The organism is Pseudomonas sp. Ma2-10, from assembly GCF_054330215.1.
Genome location: NZ_JBTEYL010000022.1, coordinates 43,365 through 60,511 on the forward strand (window position 1 = coordinate 43,365; position 17,147 = coordinate 60,511).

General features: G+C 57.1%; 11 protein-coding genes and 4 tRNA genes. 10 read left to right on the top strand and 5 right to left on the bottom strand.

The features are described from left to right. A complete protein-coding gene (locus ACXPVS_RS21595; RefSeq protein WP_458511739.1) occupies positions 1-639 on the top strand; it encodes a DsbA family protein in 639 nt (212 codons plus the stop codon). Next, the gene (locus ACXPVS_RS21600; protein WP_458511740.1) at positions 632-2,449 is read left to right on the top strand and encodes an ABC transporter ATP-binding protein; all 1,818 of its coding nucleotides are present in this window, start codon (positions 632-634) and stop codon (positions 2,447-2,449) included. Before ACXPVS_RS21595 ends, ACXPVS_RS21600 begins: the two co-directional genes overlap by 8 nt. 1 nt (position 2,450) lies before the next feature. Here ACXPVS_RS21600 and ACXPVS_RS21605 read toward each other — a convergent pair whose 3' ends face one another. After that, a complete protein-coding gene (locus tag ACXPVS_RS21605; protein WP_458511741.1) occupies positions 2,451-6,602 on the bottom strand; it encodes a hypothetical protein in 4,152 nt (1,383 codons plus the stop codon). A 217-nt stretch (positions 6,603-6,819) separates the two neighbouring features. On the opposite strand from ACXPVS_RS21605, the gene ACXPVS_RS21610 reads away from it, so the two are divergent. Further along, complete coding sequence (locus ACXPVS_RS21610) at positions 6,820-9,279, top strand: EAL domain-containing protein (protein ID WP_458511742.1); 2,460 nt, start codon at positions 6,820-6,822, stop codon at positions 9,277-9,279. A 78-nt stretch (positions 9,280-9,357) separates the two neighbouring features. Then, the gene (locus ACXPVS_RS21615) at positions 9,358-10,119 is read left to right on the top strand and encodes a TenA family transcriptional regulator (protein ID WP_458511743.1); all 762 of its coding nucleotides are present in this window, start codon (positions 9,358-9,360) and stop codon (positions 10,117-10,119) included. Positions 10,120-10,206: 87 nt separating this feature from the next. On the opposite strand, the gene sugE is transcribed toward ACXPVS_RS21615, so the two are convergent. Then, the gene (gene sugE / locus ACXPVS_RS21620) at positions 10,207-10,521 is read right to left on the bottom strand and encodes a quaternary ammonium compound efflux SMR transporter SugE (RefSeq protein WP_458511744.1); all 315 of its coding nucleotides are present in this window, start codon (positions 10,519-10,521) and stop codon (positions 10,207-10,209) included. Between the two features lie 147 nt (positions 10,522-10,668). Next, positions 10,669-11,589 (bottom strand): recombination-associated protein RdgC, encoded by a 921-nt coding sequence (gene rdgC / locus ACXPVS_RS21625; protein ID WP_458511745.1) that lies wholly within the window; start codon positions 11,587-11,589, stop codon positions 10,669-10,671. 158 nt (positions 11,590-11,747) lie between these two features. Between rdgC and ACXPVS_RS21630 the strand changes: the two genes are divergently transcribed. The 4 genes from ACXPVS_RS21630 to ACXPVS_RS21645 all read left to right on the top strand — a co-directional run bounded on the left by ACXPVS_RS21630 (position 11,748) and on the right by ACXPVS_RS21645 (position 12,289). Beyond that, positions 11,748-11,823, top strand: a tRNA-Val gene (locus ACXPVS_RS21630). Positions 11,824-11,842: 19 nt separating this feature from the next. Further along, positions 11,843-11,919 (top strand) — tRNA-Asp (locus ACXPVS_RS21635). Between the two features lie 199 nt (positions 11,920-12,118). Continuing rightward, positions 12,119-12,194: transfer RNA gene (locus tag ACXPVS_RS21640), tRNA-Val, on the top strand. A gap of 18 nt (positions 12,195-12,212) precedes the next feature. Further along, positions 12,213-12,289 (top strand) — tRNA-Asp (locus ACXPVS_RS21645). Between the two features lie 141 nt (positions 12,290-12,430). On the opposite strand, the gene ACXPVS_RS21650 is transcribed toward ACXPVS_RS21645, so the two are convergent. Then, positions 12,431-13,564, bottom strand: a complete 1,134-nt coding sequence (locus ACXPVS_RS21650; protein ID WP_458511746.1) for a catalase family protein — start codon at positions 13,562-13,564, stop codon at positions 12,431-12,433. Continuing rightward, a complete protein-coding gene (locus tag ACXPVS_RS21655; RefSeq protein ID WP_458511747.1) occupies positions 13,561-15,369 on the bottom strand; it encodes a di-heme-cytochrome C peroxidase in 1,809 nt (602 codons plus the stop codon). The genes ACXPVS_RS21650 and ACXPVS_RS21655 overlap by 4 nt, the downstream gene beginning before the upstream one ends. Positions 15,370-15,638: 269 nt before the next feature. Here ACXPVS_RS21655 and ACXPVS_RS21660 point away from each other — a divergent pair, with 269 nt between their 5' ends. Continuing rightward, positions 15,639-16,355 carry an FKBP-type peptidyl-prolyl cis-trans isomerase gene (locus ACXPVS_RS21660; RefSeq protein WP_458511748.1) on the top strand — a complete coding sequence of 239 codons (717 nt, stop codon included), beginning with the start codon at positions 15,639-15,641 and terminating at the stop codon, positions 16,353-16,355. A 294-nt stretch (positions 16,356-16,649) separates the two neighbouring features. Next, entirely contained in the window at positions 16,650-17,105 is a 456-nt protein-coding gene (locus tag ACXPVS_RS21665; RefSeq protein ID WP_458511749.1) for a YkvA family protein, read from the top strand. Positions 17,106-17,147 lie beyond the last annotated feature (42 nt).

The following is a 17,147-nucleotide window of genomic DNA, read 5'->3' on the forward strand; positions in this document are numbered from 1 at the left end:
ATGTCTGCGCAACGCCTGCTCTATGTGATGGACCCAATGTGTTCCTGGTGCTGGGGCTTTGCGCCGGTGGCCAACGCGCTGGTCGAGCAGGCGCAAGCAGCGGGTGTGGACGTGCACCTGGTGGTGGGCGGTTTGCGTACCGGCAGCGGCTCCGCGCTGGAGCCGACCACCCGGCGCTACATCCTTGAGCATTGGCAGGCGGTCACCGAAGCCACGGGGCAACCGTTCAAGCTGGAGGGCGCGTTGCCTGACGGGTTCGTCTACGACACCGAGCCGGCCTGTCGGGCGTTGGTGACCGCGCGCAGTCTGGCGCCGGATTGCGCGTGGAAACTGCTCGGGCTTATTCAGCACGCGTTTTATGCCGAAGGTCACGATGTCACTCATGCCAGTGTTCTGGTGGCGCTGGCGGAGCAGGCCGGTCTGCCGCGTATCGAGTTCGCCGCCGCGTTCGACCGTGCTGATCAGCACACCGCGACGGCGGCCGATTTCACCTGGGTCCAGGACCTGGGCATTGCCGGTTTTCCTACCTTGCTGGCTGAGCGTGATGGTCAATTGGCGCTGTTGACCAATGGTTATCAGCCGCTCAGCGTATTGTCTCCGTTGCTCGGCCGCTGGCTGGAGCGCGCTACCTGTGCATGATCTGCCCGACGACGCACCACCTGTTTCGCGTGTCGACCGTCTGAGCTGGGCGCAAATCCGTCGCCTGGCGCTGCATCACAAAAAATCCCTGTGGATCGCCAACGGCGTGGCGGTGTTGGCAACCCTGTGTAGCGTGCCAATTCCCTTGCTCTTGCCGTTGCTGGTGGACGAGGTGCTACTGGGCCACGGTGACGCCGCGCTGAAGATCATGAACCACGCGCTGCCCGAAAACTGGCAGAAAGCCGCGGGTTACATCGGCCTGATGCTGCTGGTGACGTTGGGACTGCGGTGCGCCGCTTTGCTGTTCAACGTGGTGCAGGCGCGGTTGTTTGCGGCGCTGGCCAAGGACATCGTGTACCGCATTCGCGTGCGGCTGATTGAACGGCTCAAGCGCATATCGCTGGGTGAGTACGAAAGCCTGGGCAGCGGCACGGTAACCACGCACCTGGTGACCGACCTGGACACCCTGGACAAATTCGTTGGCGAAACCCTCAGTCGTTTCCTTGTGGCCATGCTGACCCTGGTCGGCACCGCCTCCATCCTGATGTGGATGCACTGGAAGCTGGCGTTGCTGATCCTGCTGTTCAACCCGTTGGTGATCTATGCCACGGTGCAGTTGGGCAAGCGGGTCAAGCACCTGAAGAAACTCGAAAACGACAGCACTTCGCGCTTTACCCAGGCGCTGACCGAAACCCTCGATTCCATTCAGGAAGTGCGTGCCGGTAACCGTCAGGGCTTTTTCCTTGGGCGCTTGGGTCAGCGCGCCCGGGAAGTGCGCGATTACGCGGTGAACTCTCAGTGGAAAACCGATGCCTCGAACCGTGCCAGCGGCTTGCTGTTCCAGTTTGGTATCGATATTTTCCGTGCGGCGGCGATGCTCACCGTGCTGTTTTCCGACCTTTCCATCGGCCAGATGCTCGCGGTGTTCAGCTACCTGTGGTTCATGATCGGTCCGGTGGAACAGCTGCTGAATTTGCAGTACGCCTATTACGCGGCCGGCGGCGCGCTGTCGCGGATCAACGAGTTGCTGGCCCGGGCCGATGAGCCTGAATACCCGGGCGGTGTCGACCCGTTCAACGGTCGCGAAACCGTGGGCATCGAAGTTCAGGGATTGAGTTTCGGTTACGGTGACGAGTGGGTGTTGAACCAGATGAACTTGTCGATCGCCCCGGGCGAAAAGGTCGCGATTGTCGGCGCCAGCGGTGGTGGCAAAAGTACCCTGGTGCAGTTGCTGCTGGGTTTGTACACGCCGCTCGCCGGGACCATCCGTTTCGGCGGCTCGACCCAGCAAGAGATCGGCCTGGAAACCGTGCGGGAGAACGTCGCCGTGGTCCTGCAACATCCGGCGCTGTTCAACGATACCATCCGTGCCAACCTGACCATGGGCCGCGAACGCAGCGACGAAGCCTGCTGGCAGGCTTTGGAAATTGCTCAGATGCACCACACGGTTCGTGAGTTGCCCAACGGCTTGGACAGCATCGTCGGACGTTCCGGCGTGCGTTTGTCCGGCGGCCAGCGCCAACGCCTGGCGATTGCGCGGATGGTGTTGGCCGAGCCCAAAGTGGTGATCCTCGACGAAGCAACCTCAGCGCTGGATGCCGCCACCGAATACAACCTGCACCAAGCGTTGGCGCGGTTCTTGAGCAACCGCACCACACTGATCATTGCGCACCGGTTGTCCGCGGTGAAGCAGGCTGATCGGGTGCTGGTGTTTGATGGCGGACAAATAGCCGAGGATGGCGACCATCAGCAGTTGATTGCTGATGGAGGGTTGTACGCCAAGCTCTATGGGCATTTGCAGCAGTTGTAAGTCAATTCCACAGAACGTCCAGCGTACCGGCCGTGCCGTCATGGCCGAACTCTTTCATGACGACAGAGCAGCTGTTACATGGCGGCATGGTCGTGGCCACGTTGACGGACGTGATCATTTCACGATCCGGGTATTTTTCCCGGAGCACGCTGATCAGCTTGGCCTCGCTGTCCAAAGAGGTCGGTCGGCTGGTCATTGACGGCTGATAGGTGTCAATGTCCTTTATCGTGTGTGGAATGGCCAGTACCTTTCCGTCGTTTGTGACGTTCAACGACGTTCTGGTAAAGGTCTGGCCGACGTCGATATTGAAGTAGGTGGTTCCGTTAATGATTACTTCATCAGGAGCGAACGGAGTTTTGAATAGAGGAAGTTCTCCGGTAAGTCCTTGCGCACCTGAAACGCTGACATAAACCTCGCGTTTCCCGGCCGACGTTACGACAGCGGCGTAGGCGATGTTTCTGGCGCTCTGTGTTTGAAGAGAAGGGGGAAGCAACTTCTGAAACGTGCTCATCGTCCTATTGATTTTCAAGTCGCTGTTCAACTGGGGGCTAATGGTTTTTCCGACGAACAGCGTATCGAAAATTTCCGCGGTGCTTTGGCGAAAGCTGTCCGAAGCAGATCGGCTGCGAGACCAGGACGTCGCCCCGGTTGGAAGTTTGCTGACAATCATTCGTGTGGAATGGTCGAAAAATACCGCTTCACCCGGGCTGGTATCCACCTCGAGCAGCTTGAGCGTATTGGGTGGATTCGCGTGGCCGCCAATGGGAATGGCAATTTCATCCATGGTTCTCATCGCCCGCTCCACCGCTTCTATACCGTGAATCCTTACTGTGTTATTGGCATTGAGCGATCCGGTATAAACCGTCTTCAGTTCCTCTACCAGGTTGGCGGGCAAGGTTTGCGTCTTGCGCAATGTCAGGGGGGCGGAGAAGCTTTGCACCGGAAGGCGCTCGGCGACGTAAAAATCTCCGGCATCCAGTCGGGTGAACACATAGTGCTTCGAACCGTCAATTGCCGGGACGATGATGGCGCCGGCCTCAAGGGTATCAAATTGATTCGTGCGCGAGAGAGGGATACTTGCTCTGATTCGCCCGTAAATGCCTTTTTGAAACGCTATCGACGCCGTGAGTTGGTCAAGGTTTCTCAGGGCTTTCAGTGACAGAGGCCATTCCGGGTTGGCCGGCGTATAGATAGTGTCTCCAAACCAGGGAGCCCATCCCTTGGTTTCGTCGAACGAGTTGAGTGCTGGCGTGGGGGCCGGGTTTCGAGTCGCGTAGCTTGTTTTGCAAACGTCTGCTGTTGGAGCGCGTCGTGGGCGGCAAGGTATTGCCTTCAGTATTTCACTGCTATCAATCATGTCAGCGCGGCGTAGCGTGTCGCCATCCAGTCGATAAGGCACATCGTCGACAAACACCGTCGTCCGACCATCGACCTCGAGTATTTTACGGAGGCGGACGTGTTCCGGGAGTTCTGCCAGGACGTGGGATTCGGTAGGGGGAGACATCTTGAAGACTGACCGGCCCTGCATGAAGTTTCTGCGGTTATTACTCAGGCGAGGGCCATAGGGCAAGGACGTCACCGGGTCGACGGGGTGGAATCGGGTCAGGTCCGATGGGCTGGTATTGCGCACAAGTACATCATCGACACCGTTGACCGTTGCCAGTCGATCGCTGTTTGTCAGCGGTTTCCAGCGTCCCGGGTCGGTTGTCTGGGGCAGGTTGTGGATCAGTCGGTAGCTGTCGGCGTGTCCTGCCAGTTTTTTGAACCCGCTAGCACCAATGTGGCCCGCCGTGTACAGCCCTTTCCGCGCACCGCGTCCCATTGTCTTGAGCAGTGTCGGAGCCCCGTCCAGCGGGTTCAGGTTTCTCAGCGAAGCGGTCAATAGATTTTGGGTCAGCGTTGAAAAGGACGGCAGACTTGCTTTGACGGTCATGCGCGAGGCCGTGGCCCCGGCCCTGATCAAACGCACCGAACCCGACATGAATTTCCCGACAGGACTGATGAATGACGCCAGGTCCAAAACGAGTCCGATCACGCCTGTGAGTATCCGCTCAGTTTTGCCCGACAAAAGGTCTTCAATACTGCCCCAGAAGGGCACAAGCCCTTGGGCCAGCTCTGCGAACGTATCGCGCCGTTGTTCGTTTCTAGCCCTGATGATGTCGAATGCCGTCATGCCGCGAGCCTGGGTATGCAACTGCCGTTCATCTACGTACAGAAAATGCGTTGCAATGTAGTGGGCCACTGCATTCAAACGGGAGGATACCCGCGCCGTTCCTTCGCTATGGCTAGCTGCGGGCACGTCACCTACCACACCGAGGATCGCTATGCAGTACGCCCTGTCAGCAGGCTGCTTGCCATCTAAGTGCGCTGACCAATCGAGAAGCAGAGAAGCGCTGATTTCAGCAGTATGTGTTTGTCCGGGGATTGAGGCGTGCAAGGGAAACGTGGTGCGAACCCCTTTGACGGTTGAAAACCTCAAGTGGGGTCGGCAACGAATGACGCCAGCACTCGGGATCAGTTCGTAATAGGTGATCTCATGATGGTGGGTCACCTGTAGAACGAAACCTTTTCTTGGGCGGATGTCTCCCCTTAATGCGATGTGTGTTTTTTCCAGGTGCAGGCTCAGCAAGCGGATGTCGCCCCACTCAAGGGCCTGGCGGTCGCTCAGTGGCAGTGAGGTCAGTAGACTGGCGATCAGAGTCTGATAGGCCGTCCTGATTTTCGAGAGGTAGTTTGTGAAGTCTGTTTCAAACTGGGTGTTGATATCAGGCAGCGTCTTGCCCCCGTATCTGCTAAACACACGCCTTTCGATCCCCCTGTGATTTTTGCGAAACTCCTCATGATGCAGGGTTCGCTTATCGTCGATCTTGATCCAGTGACGGGTTCGTGTTTTCCCATCGGACTGGGTCACAAACCATTTGCTTTCGTCATCGAATTGGCCATCGGCATAGACATCGAGGAATGCATCGCCCGGCAGCTTTAATGAGGGCATATCTCTGAACCCCAAGTTGCTCGGTGGCTCATCGCGCAGCAACTTGCTCCCGTCCGATTCGAACGTTGCATCGCCAAATAAATCATCCTTTACCCGTTTGGCCATCTTCAGTCTTTCAGGGGGCGGCAGATCCAGTGTCATAACGGCGTTGTTCAGACTCTCGCTGTGGCTTTCCAGCGCCGCCATCGCCCGTTTCATATCGTCCTCGTCGTAATCGGATTTTGCTCGCGATTGAACGATGCCGCAGCAGACCGCCCATTCCAGTGCTGGACCGATCCTCAGTCGAGCAATTTGCTCAAGTCGTTCGGACGAGGCGTCGGCGCTCTGGGTCAGGGGCAGGTCGACGAGTTGTTGAAAGGACAGCGGCTGCAATCGATCAAGACCGAGTTCATCTGCCAGCAGCACACCGTGCATGAAGTTCACCCACACCACCGAGCTCTTGTAAGGAAGGTCGGGCGGGATATCGCGTACAGCGAAGTCCTTTGATAGGCGAGTCTCGAACACCCGAGCGAGAAAGGTCACTTCTTTTGCATCAGCGCCCCGTGTTGTGCGCAGCAAGTGCTGTTCAAAATCGCTGCGCAGGGTCTGGTAGCTTTTGCCCCAGTGAGTCGGGTCTTGCCAACGGAATCCGGCGATTTGCTGCGGCTCATCGGCTGACGGGGCGTGCAAGTAAAGGCATATAGCTTTGCAAACCAGTTGATGGCGTATGGACTGCGAAGTCTGTTCGCCATGGCCTGCGCCATACCACTTGAGTGCCCTGAGTAACCTGTCGGCCAGGTCTTGAGCTTCAACCGTGTTCAGCATTTGCTGGAGGAATACAGATGGCGTGGCGCGCAGCTGATCCATGGATGCGGAAGTCAGTACAGAGGCGCCGAGATGACCGACTAACGAACGCTTGCCGTTCAGGAAAGCCTTCACGATGTCGATGATTTGAACGTTGATTCGTTTTGACTTGTAAGTGTCGATGGTCATGTGTTGCGCGAGGTTGGGGGCCGCGCGCTGAATAGTCTTGAACCGTCTTCGATCTCGGGCCGTGGGGCGCAGGTCCAGGGTTTCGATATCCGGGCCGTCGTCGAGCCCCAGAGCCTGCCTGGCGCGAAATTCTTCGTCTGCCGGTAACCGGGTGGGCTGATCAGGTGATGGTAAAGATATCTCTGTCATGTCGCACTCCTTTGAAAGGGGTCCCGAAACGGATAGGGGAGCCCGAAGTGCCTAGTAAATAGATCTCGAAACCGATATCGGCGGTATATATCTATATGGGACGCACGCATACGGCATTGAGGCCGATCCTCTGCTTGCCGGAACCGGGAACGCACCCTAGTCTAGCTTTAGCGATCACGGTGGATGATGATCTGGCAGTGCTAAAACAAGGGACCTCATGAATCAAGCACGGACTCTCGGAACGCCACGTTTGTTGGGCATCGTCTGGCCATTTATAGCCGTCGTGTTATTTCAAGCCTTGCTGGGCGGTGTCAGCCTGTATGTTCAGTCGGCGGTTCGCGGCTACGTTGCCGGTGAAAGCCTGTGGTCCAAAGGCCAAAAAGACGCCATCTATTACCTCAATCTCTACGCCGACAACCGCGAGGAGACAATTTTCCTAAAATACCAGAACGCCATTGCCGTACCGCAGGGGGGGCACGAGTTGCGTGTGGCGCTGGATCATCGGCCGCCTAATCTCGAAGCGGCACGGGTGGCGATCCTCAAGGGCGGTAACCACCCGGATGACGTCTCCAGTCTGATCTGGCTTTACCTCAATTTCCGGCACTTCAGGTACCTCGAAAAAGCTATCGACCTTTGGACGGTGGGCGACGCGTACCTGGTGCAACTCGATGACGTTGCGAAGGAAATGCATCAGTACATTTCTGTCAATCAGGCCGCCGAGGCTGACATCAAGCGCTGGAAAGACCAGATATTCGCCATCAACGAAGGTGTGACTCCGGCGGCGAAAGCCTTCAGCGATGCCTTGGGCGAAGGCTCACGGGTGATCCTGCTGCTGCTGCTGGTGACTAACTTCGCCACCGCCCTGGGCTTGATTGCGCTGGCCTTGATGCGCACCCACAAACTGCTCAAGCACCGCAATGCGTTCGCCGAGGCCCTGCAGTTGGAGAAGGACCGAGCGCAGATCACTTTGCAATCGATTGGCGATGGCGTGATTACCACGAATGTCGAAGGCGCAATCGCCTACATGAACCCGGCCGCCGAGGCGTTGACTCACTGGAAGGCCGAGCAGGCCACAGGTTTGCCGCTGGCGGCGCTGTTCAATCTACTGGACGAGAACGCTCAGGCCGATGGATTCACGTTGATCGAGCACATTTTGAGCGGACAGCTGAGCGGTGGCAGCGAACACTCAAAACTGATCCAGCGCCTGGATGGCAGCACGGTGTCGGTCACCCTGGTCGGTGCGCCGATCCGCAACGCCGGGAAGGTCAGCGGCGCGGTGCTGGTGCTGCACGACATGACCCAGGAGCGACAGTACATTGCCAATCTGTCCTGGCAGGCGACCCATGACGCCTTGACCGGGCTCGCCAACCGCCGCGAGTTCGAATATCGCCTGGAACAGGCGCTGCACATCCAGGCGCGGCATTCGGGGCGCCATGCCTTGATGTTCCTCGATCTGGATCAGTTCAAACTGGTCAACGATACCTGCGGCCATGCGGCGGGTGACGAGTTGCTGCGGCATATCTGCGCTCTGTTGCAATCCGGTTTGCGCGAAGGCGATACCCTGGCCCGCCTGGGTGGCGACGAGTTTGGCATTCTGCTGGAGAACTGCGCCCTGGAAACCGCAGAAAAAATCGCCGAGAGCCTGCGTCAGACCGTGCAGAACCTGCACTTCGTCTGGAAAGGTCGACCATTCGTGACCACTGTGAGCATCGGGCTGGTTCATGTTGTTCCGAATCCGACCACGCTCGAAGCCTCGCTGCGCGCCGCCGACATGGCCTGCTACATGGCCAAGGAAAAGGGCCGCAATCGGGTTCAGGTCTATCACGCTGATGATTCGGAACTGTCCCTGCGCTTCGGCGAGATGGCTTGGGTGCAGCGCTTGCACATGGCGCTGGAAGAAGACCGCTTCTGTCTGTACGCCCAGGAAATCGCGCCCCTTGGTCATATCGAGAAGGGCGGCGGGCATATTGAAATTCTGTTGCGCTTGCACGATGAAGCCGGACGCATGATTTTGCCCGACAGTTTTATTCCGGCTGCTGAGCGTTATGGTCTGATGACGTCCCTTGACCGCTGGGTTGTGCAGAACGTTTTCAAGATCATTGCCCAATGCATCGCCGAACAGCATAAAGGGCCGTTGGCCATGTGTGCGATTAATCTGTCAGGCACAACTATCGGAGATGAACCGTTTCTGCACTTCCTGCGTGAACAGTTTGTTATTTACGCCATACCGCCTGAAATGATTTGTTTTGAAATCACTGAAACCAGTGCTATTTCCAATCTCGGAAGTGCAATCAGATTTATTAATGAGCTCAAAGGCTTAGGTTGCCACTTTTCACTGGATGACTTCTGCGCAGGGATGTCCTCATTCGCATACTTGAAACATTTACCTGTAGACTTCTTGAAGATCGACGGGAGTTTCGTAAAGGATATGCTGGACGACCCGATTAACCGCGCCATGGTCGAAGTGATCAATCACATCGGTCATGTTATGGGTAAGCGTACGATTGCCGAGTTTGTTGAAACACCCCAGATCGAGCAGGCATTGCTGGAGATTGGGGTGGATTACGCTCAAGGGTATGTTATTGAACGCCCGCATTTGTTTACCTGCGACAGCTTACAAAGTCGTCCAGCCAGGCCTCAGCCTTTGTTATTCAAGGCACCTGGCACATTCCGTTGAAATCTCTTGCTGATCCTTATAATCACAATCAAAAGGAGCCCGACAGTGATCGACACATTCAACCGAACCGGACCACTCATGGAAGCTGCAAGTTATCCCGCCTGGGCTCAACGCCTGATTCAGGATTGCAGCGAGAGTAAGCGCCGGGTTGTCGAACACGAACTGTATCAGCGTCTGCGTGATAACAAGCTCAGTGCAAAGACCATGCGCCAGTACCTGATTGGTGGCTGGCCGGTAGTCGAACAGTTCGCGTTATATATGGCACAGAACCTGACCAAGACTCGCTTTGCCCGCCATCCAGGTGAAGACATGGCGCGTCGCTGGTTGATGCGTAACATTCGCGTCGAATTGAACCATGCCGATTACTGGGTGCACTGGAGTCTTGCTCACGGTGTCAGCCTGGAAGATTTGCAAGCGCAAAAGGTTGCCCCTGAACTTCATGCCCTGAGCCACTGGTGCTGGCACACCAGTTCAGCGGATTCGCTGATTGTTGCCGTCGCGGCCACCAACTACGCCATTGAAGGTGCGACCGGGGAGTGGACGGCGCTGGTCTGTTCGAGTGGTGTCTACGCGGCCTCATTCCCGGAGGAAGATCGCAAGCGGGCCATGAAGTGGTTAAAAATGCATGCCCACTACGACGATGCCCATCCATGGGAAGCCCTGGAAATCATCTGTACGCTGGCGGGTATGAACCCAAGTACATCCCTGCAAATGGAATTGCGTCAGGCCGTCTGCAAGAGCTACGACTACATGTTCCTGTTCCTGGAGCGTTGCATGCAGTTTGAGCATGCAGAAAAGGCTCCTGTCGCGCGTGGACGCATGGAGCTGGCCGAGAGCTGATTGTTTAATACTCGCCATTGAAAAAGCCCGCTCCCCCTGTCTATATCAATAGGGGGGGGCGGGCTTTATCGTAATAGCCGTCAACCGTCAGGCGCTGATCTTCAGCCCAACCAGCCCGAAAATGATCAACGCCACACTGGCAAGCCTGAACAACGCCATGGATTCACCGAACAGAATGATCCCGGCAATTACCGTCCCGACCGCACCGACACCGGTCCATATCGCATAGGCCGTGCCCAGCGGTAATTCCTTCATGGCAAGGCCCAGCAAGCCAAGGCTGATGGCCATGGCGGCAACGGTCAATGCGGTGGGGAGAGGCCGGCTGAAGCCTTCGGTGTATTTCAGGCCGACGGCCCAGCCAACTTCGAACAGACCGGCGACAAACAGAATGATCCAGGGCATGAGAGACCTCCATCGATGGACGGGGTCGTCCCCAGATTAATGACTCGATTGAGCCGCGAGGTCGTCCTCGCGCTTTTGCAATAGAGTGCCCATCATTAACCTGGGGATCAAGTTCGCGGCTCAGTCGGTAGCCTGTTGAGCCGGTATTTAGATTCCTTGCGGAGACTCTTCGCCGCCCAACGCTTCAACCAGCGCCGGCAGGAAGTCGCCGAAGGTCAGCATCATCAGGGTGAAGCTGGCGTCCAGTTGGCCGAGGGCTTCTTCGCCTCCGTCCTGTTCTGCCTGGTCTTGTAGCAGGTCTTCGAACTTCAGGCGCTTGACCACCATCTTGTCGTCAAGAACGAAAGACAGCTTGTCTTGCCAGGCCAACGACAGCTGAGTGACCACTTTGCCGGTGCTCAGGTGCAACTGGATTTCTTCGCTGGTCAGGTCCTGGCGCTTGCAACGCACGATGCCGCCGTCTTCGTGGGTATCACGCAGCTCGCACTCGTCCAGCACGAAGAAATCGTCTGCGGCTTTCTGGGTGGTGACCCATTCAGTCATGGTCGCGGTAGGGGACATCTTCACGGTCAGCGGACGTACCGGCAGGGTGCCGATGACTTCACGCAGGGTGGACAACAGGTCTTCGGCACGTTTCGGGCTGGCCGAGTTGACCAGAATCAGGCCCTGTTTCGGCGCGATGGCAGCGAAAGTCGACGAACGACGAATAAAGGCGCGCGGCAGGAAGGCCTGGATGATTTCATCCTTGATCTGATCGCGTTCCTTCTTGTAGACCTTGCGCATTTGTTCGGCTTCGATCTCTTCGACCTTTTCCTTCACCGCGTCGCGCACGACGCTGCCCGGCAGAATTCGTTCTTCTTTACGCGCGGCGATCAGCAGGAAGTCGCCACTGATGTGCGCCAGCGGAGCATCTTCGCCCTTGCCGAATGGAGCGACGAAACCGTAGGTGGCCAACTCCTGGCTTGCACATGGACGCGCCAGTTTGGTGGCCAGTGCAGTTTCCAGCGCCTCGGCATCAAAAGGCAGATCTTGGGTCAGGCGATAGATAAGCAGGTTTTTGAACCACATGGGGCGAGTCTCTCCTTTATACAAAGGGGGCATTATTCTCTTCGCAGCGCCATAGGCCAACCCTTCTCTAAGCCTTTGGAAGGCCTGAAAAATTAATTAAAAAAGTGCTTGCCAGGGATGTGGTCGCTCCGTAGAATGCGCGCCACACCGAAAGTGAAGGGTGATTAGCTCAGCTGGGAGAGCGTCTGCCTTACAAGCAGAATGTCGGCGGTTCGATCCCGTCATCACCCACCATTCGCTTCCAGTGTTACGCGCAGCGGTAGTTCAGTCGGTTAGAATACCGGCCTGTCACGCCGGGGGTCGCGGGTTCGAGTCCCGTCCGCTGCGCCATATTCGGTTATCTGGAACGCTGAACGCCAGGTCACCACGGAAAAGCCCGCTTAACGCGGGTTTTTTTCTGTCCGAAGTTTGTAAGTTGTTCCTGCAGGACGCGTCGATTTATAGGTTTTCAGTTTTTTTGAATAATTTTTCAATTAAATCAACGCTTTATGAAAATCTGTGGCACAATGCGCCCCGCAACGAAGGTAAAGGGTGATTAGCTCAGCTGGGAGAGCGTCTGCCTTACAAGCAGAATGTCGGCGGTTCGATCCCGTCATCACCCACCATTACTTTCAATGTTACGCGCAGCGGTAGTTCAGTCGGTTAGAATACCGGCCTGTCACGCCGGGGGTCGCGGGTTCGAGTCCCGTCCGCTGCGCCATATTCGGTCACTTGGCATGCTGAACGCCAAGTCTCCACAGAAAGCCCGCTTAATGCGGGTTTTTTGCTGTCTGGGGTTTGGCTTCTGCCGAAGCTCCATCGAGAAAGCGACCTTTGGGTCGCTTTTTTTCGTTCTGCCTTCTTATTGCTCCGCGTTGCGGCGGTGTCGGTAGTCGCTCACGGCTTCATACACGGCTTTGCGCAACCTGTTGATGCCGCCAATGGGGCGATGAGCTTCAAGGCCAAACCACGGGTTGAACGAATGATTATCGCATTGCGCGTTCAGCGCAGGCGTATCGAAGTCTTGAGCGGGTACTTTGATCCGCGCCAGGGTCTCGAATGGAGCATCACTTTGCTGCCACTCAATGCTCGTGTCTTCGATGGGCATGTGCCGGGCCGGGTCCTGGCGCTGTACCTGCAGGACAAAGCAGGCCGGCATCCGGTCGGTTGACAGTTGCTGGTTCAGCGCATTGCGCAGGAAGTTCGGCAGCTTCTGGTTTTGCGCGGGCAAGCTGTAGGTCGGGCAGCTTGTCAGATCGGGCATGACACGGAACTTGGCATTGGCTTCACCAAATTTGTAGGGAGAAACCGAAAAGTAAGTCGTCTGGGTCGGGCTTTGCGGGGCGGGTGACAATGTTGCCAGCGCGATAAACAAATGGCGAACCTGCCAGGTCCGTGGGTCCCAACCCGGGAAGAACGCCATCAGCTTCTTGCCGTCAGCCTGAGCGGCTACGTTCTGGCGGTACTCGGCGACATTGCTGACGAAGAAATTCGGATGGTTGAACATCACGAAGTCCTGTTCACCACGATTCTGTTGGTCATGCAGCAGTTGTTTACCGGGCACATCGAGCAACTTGATTGCCATGCCTCGTGCATCGCGGATGCTGTCGAACTGCGGGTAGGCGTTGCCGTTGGACAGCCGCATCGTCGCTTGCCAGGTTTTTCCGGGTTCGCTGAACACACCCTGACGCAGCTCGCCCGCCAGATCCGGCAGCACCTGAACCTCGGCCTTCACGCAGCCATGGGCCTTGGCATGGGCGTCGCGCAGGTAGCGGGTGCTTTCTCGGTGCTGATCGACGATGCGCACGGCCGTCTGGATGATGTCTTGGGTCATCGCTGATTCGCCATCCGGAATCAGTTCTTCCGCCGAAACCGGGCCGCTTTGCTGCCAGGCGAACCACGCGGTGGCCAGCGCCCAGCCGAGCAATCCAAGGCTTAGCAACCACAGCAGGGTTTTGCCGAGAAAGGCACCCAAGCGCATCCAGAGTCTGCTCATGGTAATTGCGCCTCCAGCGGGCCGCCCAACACTTTCAGATATTCCAGCAGCGCCCAGCGCTCTTCTGGTTGGAGCAAGCGACCGATGACGCCGCTGCCACGCTTGCCTGCCCGGAATTCGTGACCACTGTTGTGATTGCCGGTGATGCGCGTGTCGAACATGAAGCCATTGGTGAAGGCCTCGGTGCGATAGCCGAGGTGCCTCGGGTCGTAGTCGAAAGTGCCTTTGTAGAAGGTGCTTGCGCGTTCATCCTGGGGCGAGAGCAACTGATAAATGCTCGGCACTGAACCGTTATGCAGAAACGGTGCGGTCGCCCAGACTCCCGCCAATGGTCGTGCCTTGTAGGCGCGCAATTCGCGCACCCCAATCGGCAGGCCGAAGCCATTCATGTCCGGTCGTTCTGCCGCAGGAATGTTGGCTTCAAGGAAGGCACGGTTTCCGACGAAAGCGGTGATGTAGGCTAACCCTTTGGCTGATGAGAGCTTGCTCAGATCCAGCGATTCAGTGGGCGTCGGCTGCAACTGAACATCCAGTTGCGCCAGCTCTGCCGGGTCCCATTTCAAGGCGGTGAGGTCGAAGCGATGGTCGGCGATGTTATTGGCCGCGCCCGGGTCTGTGCCGATGAACTCCACGGGCAGCATTTTCAACTGTTGCACCCAGCGCCCGTCGCTCTGGACCGATCGAGGGACATGGCAGCCGGCGCAGTTCTCGGTAAATAACGCACGGCCTTTTGCGGCCCGGGTTTTGTCGATGGCGCCCAGCAGTTCTTCCGGCCAGGTCGGTGGTTTGAGCCGTTGCAGGGTTTGTTCGATCAGGTGCAGATCGCGCAAGCGGACACTGGATGGATAACGGGCGTCACCTTTAAGCGGTTGGCCGTTGGCGTCGAAGAAGTTCAGCGTGGCGCCCACACCCAGGGCCTCACCGATGTTGCGGGCCATCGGCTGCTGCGCCGAACCGTTCCACTGCACCCAGTCGAAGGTCCACATGTCCCACAGTTGCGGATAGTCGACCGGAGCGTTGGCCACGCGGTAGTTGGCGGCCGAAATCGCATCGCCGAAACTGGCGTTGGCAATGCGCCCGAAAGCGTCGGTGCGGCCGGGGCCTTCTTCGGTCGGGTAGAGCCCGCGATGGGTGTCGCTCCAGGCCACCTTCAAGAAGGTGTCGAGAGAGACTTTGAAATCTTTGCGCAGTTGTTGATGCCGGGCATCGTAGTCCTGGCCCAACACCGTGCGTGCGAAACGTTCGAATTTCCACGGGTTGTAGTAAGTCGACGTTAGGCTCGCTACCAGTGCTTGTCCGAAACTGCCGCCGCGCAACGTCGGAACGCTGGATGGCAGAACGTGTTGCGCCGAACCCCCATCGATGCGCACGGCCTGGCCGTTAAAGCGCAGTTCGCCGGTGTGGCAGGCGGCGCAGGTAATGTCCAGAAACTCGTCCTGGCTTCCAGGGTTCTGATGTCGGGCAAAACCTACTGGCAGATTGCCAGGATTGGTCGGCGAGGCTCTCTGGCTGGGGTCGATCAGAAAACCGAAGCGGGCGAGGTATTCGGGAGCGGCGAACCGCTGTTGCGAGAACGGTAATTCGAGGGCCTTGAACCAGTCGTAGCGCAAGCCTTTGACCTGAGTACCCTGGGGCGTGAAGTAGTAAATCTCGCGGTCGCTGGCGCTCCATTGCGCCAGGTAATGTACTTGCTGCACGGGTGACCAGACCGGCAGTTTCGGGTTGGCGACGTAGTAAAGAACCACGGCGAGGCCTAGCCCCAGCAGGACTGCGAACAGAGCCAGCAAGCGGAAGAAAAGGTGCAAGATAAACATCCTTGTCGATTTGAAGCTCCCTTATGCCTCAGCATCCGAGGTGTGGCAAGTGGCCATTACGCCATATGCCAGGGTTCTGCTATCGGTCTCTGTGAGCGCAAGATGACAGAAGCTTCATCAGCCCATTCCCGAAATGCGTTAAAACACCTGAACTTATCAGTAGTTCCCTGCTCTCATGCCGGTAGCCATTGGTCGTGGCCGCCTGATAAGCTCGCGGCTTTATTCGATTGCCCTTATAGGCGCATGAACAAGGAAATAGTATGAAACAGCATCGGTTGGCGGCGGCGGTGGCCCTGGTTAGCCTGGTACTTGCGGGTTGTGATTCGCAGACCAGCGTAGAGCTGAAAACCCCGGCGCAAAAAGCTTCCTACGGGATTGGCCTGAACATGGGCAAGAGCCTGGCTCAGGAAGGCATGGATGATCTGGACTCCAAAGCCGTAGCCCAAGGCATCGAAGATGCCGTCGGCAAAAAAGAGCAGAAGCTGAAGGATGACGAACTGGTCGAAGCCTTCGCAGCACTGCAAAAGCGTGCCGAAGAGCGTATGGCCAAAATGAGCGAAGAGTCGGCAACTGCCGGCAAAAAATTCCTCGAAGACAACGCCAAGAAAGCCGGTGTAACCACCACTGCTTCGGGTCTGCAGTATGAAGTAGTCAAGAAAGCCGATGGCGCACAGCCTAAGCCGACTGACGTAGTGACCGTTCACTACACCGGCACCTTGACCAACGGCACCGTTTTCGACAGTTCCGTCGAGCGTGGCAGCCCGATCGATCTGCCGGTCAGCGGTGTGATTCCGGGTTGGGTCGAAGGCCTGCAACTGATGCACGTTGGCGAGAAGTACAAACTGTACATCCCTAGCGAACTGGCTTACGGCGCCCAAAGCCCAAGCCCGGCGATTCCGGCCAACTCGGTGCTGGTATTCGACCTGGAACTGCTTGCAATCAAAGATCCAGCAAAACAAGACGCCGTTGCCCAGTAATCAACGTCTGTTCTAAAAACAACGCCTCGCTTATGCGGGGCGTTGTTGCATCTGGCGTTCAGCAAAGGTAAACAAAGCGAACGGATACTGTAGGCAGGAGTCATAGCCATTGAGGACGCCTGTGCTAGCCGCGCCAGAGCGCCAAGTCAATGAAATCTTGGGTTTTTTTATGTGAGTAAAAAACGCCCGATCTGAGTTAGGCCCTTATGAAACGGGGCTTTCAGCGGTGAAAAGCAGCTCTGTTCACAAGGTTATCCACAATTTGTGTGGATAACATTTCAGTGGGAGGAAATGATGAAAACGCCCTGGAATTTTGCACGTTTCCTACCTCTGGCCGCACGTCTGCTCACGCGTGGACGTTTGCCGACCTTGCTCTTCGCGGTAGCCAGCAAAGGTGCCCGCCAGGGAAATCGACTGGGCAAACTCAAGGATGATCTCCGCCTGTTGCAGGCACTCTGCCTGGCTTATTGGCGGGGTGAGTATCGGGCTATCAGCCCCAAAGCCCTGATATCGGTCGTGGCAGGCCTGATGTACTTCCTCAGTCCGGTTGATGCCATTCCGGACTTCATTCCAGTGTTCGGCATGCTCGATGACATCGCGGTGCTGGCCTGGCTGATGAAAGCTCTGGACGATGAACTCAATGCCTTCCGCGCCTGGCGCAAGCGTCAGTTGCCGGAAAAGCTTGCGGTGGTCGAACGCCTTCCTGATACCCCGGAACAACTTCAGCTTCAGGGGCCGAAAAAAAACTGAACTGATTCAATCTCATCCACAGATTGATACCCCCGCGACCTT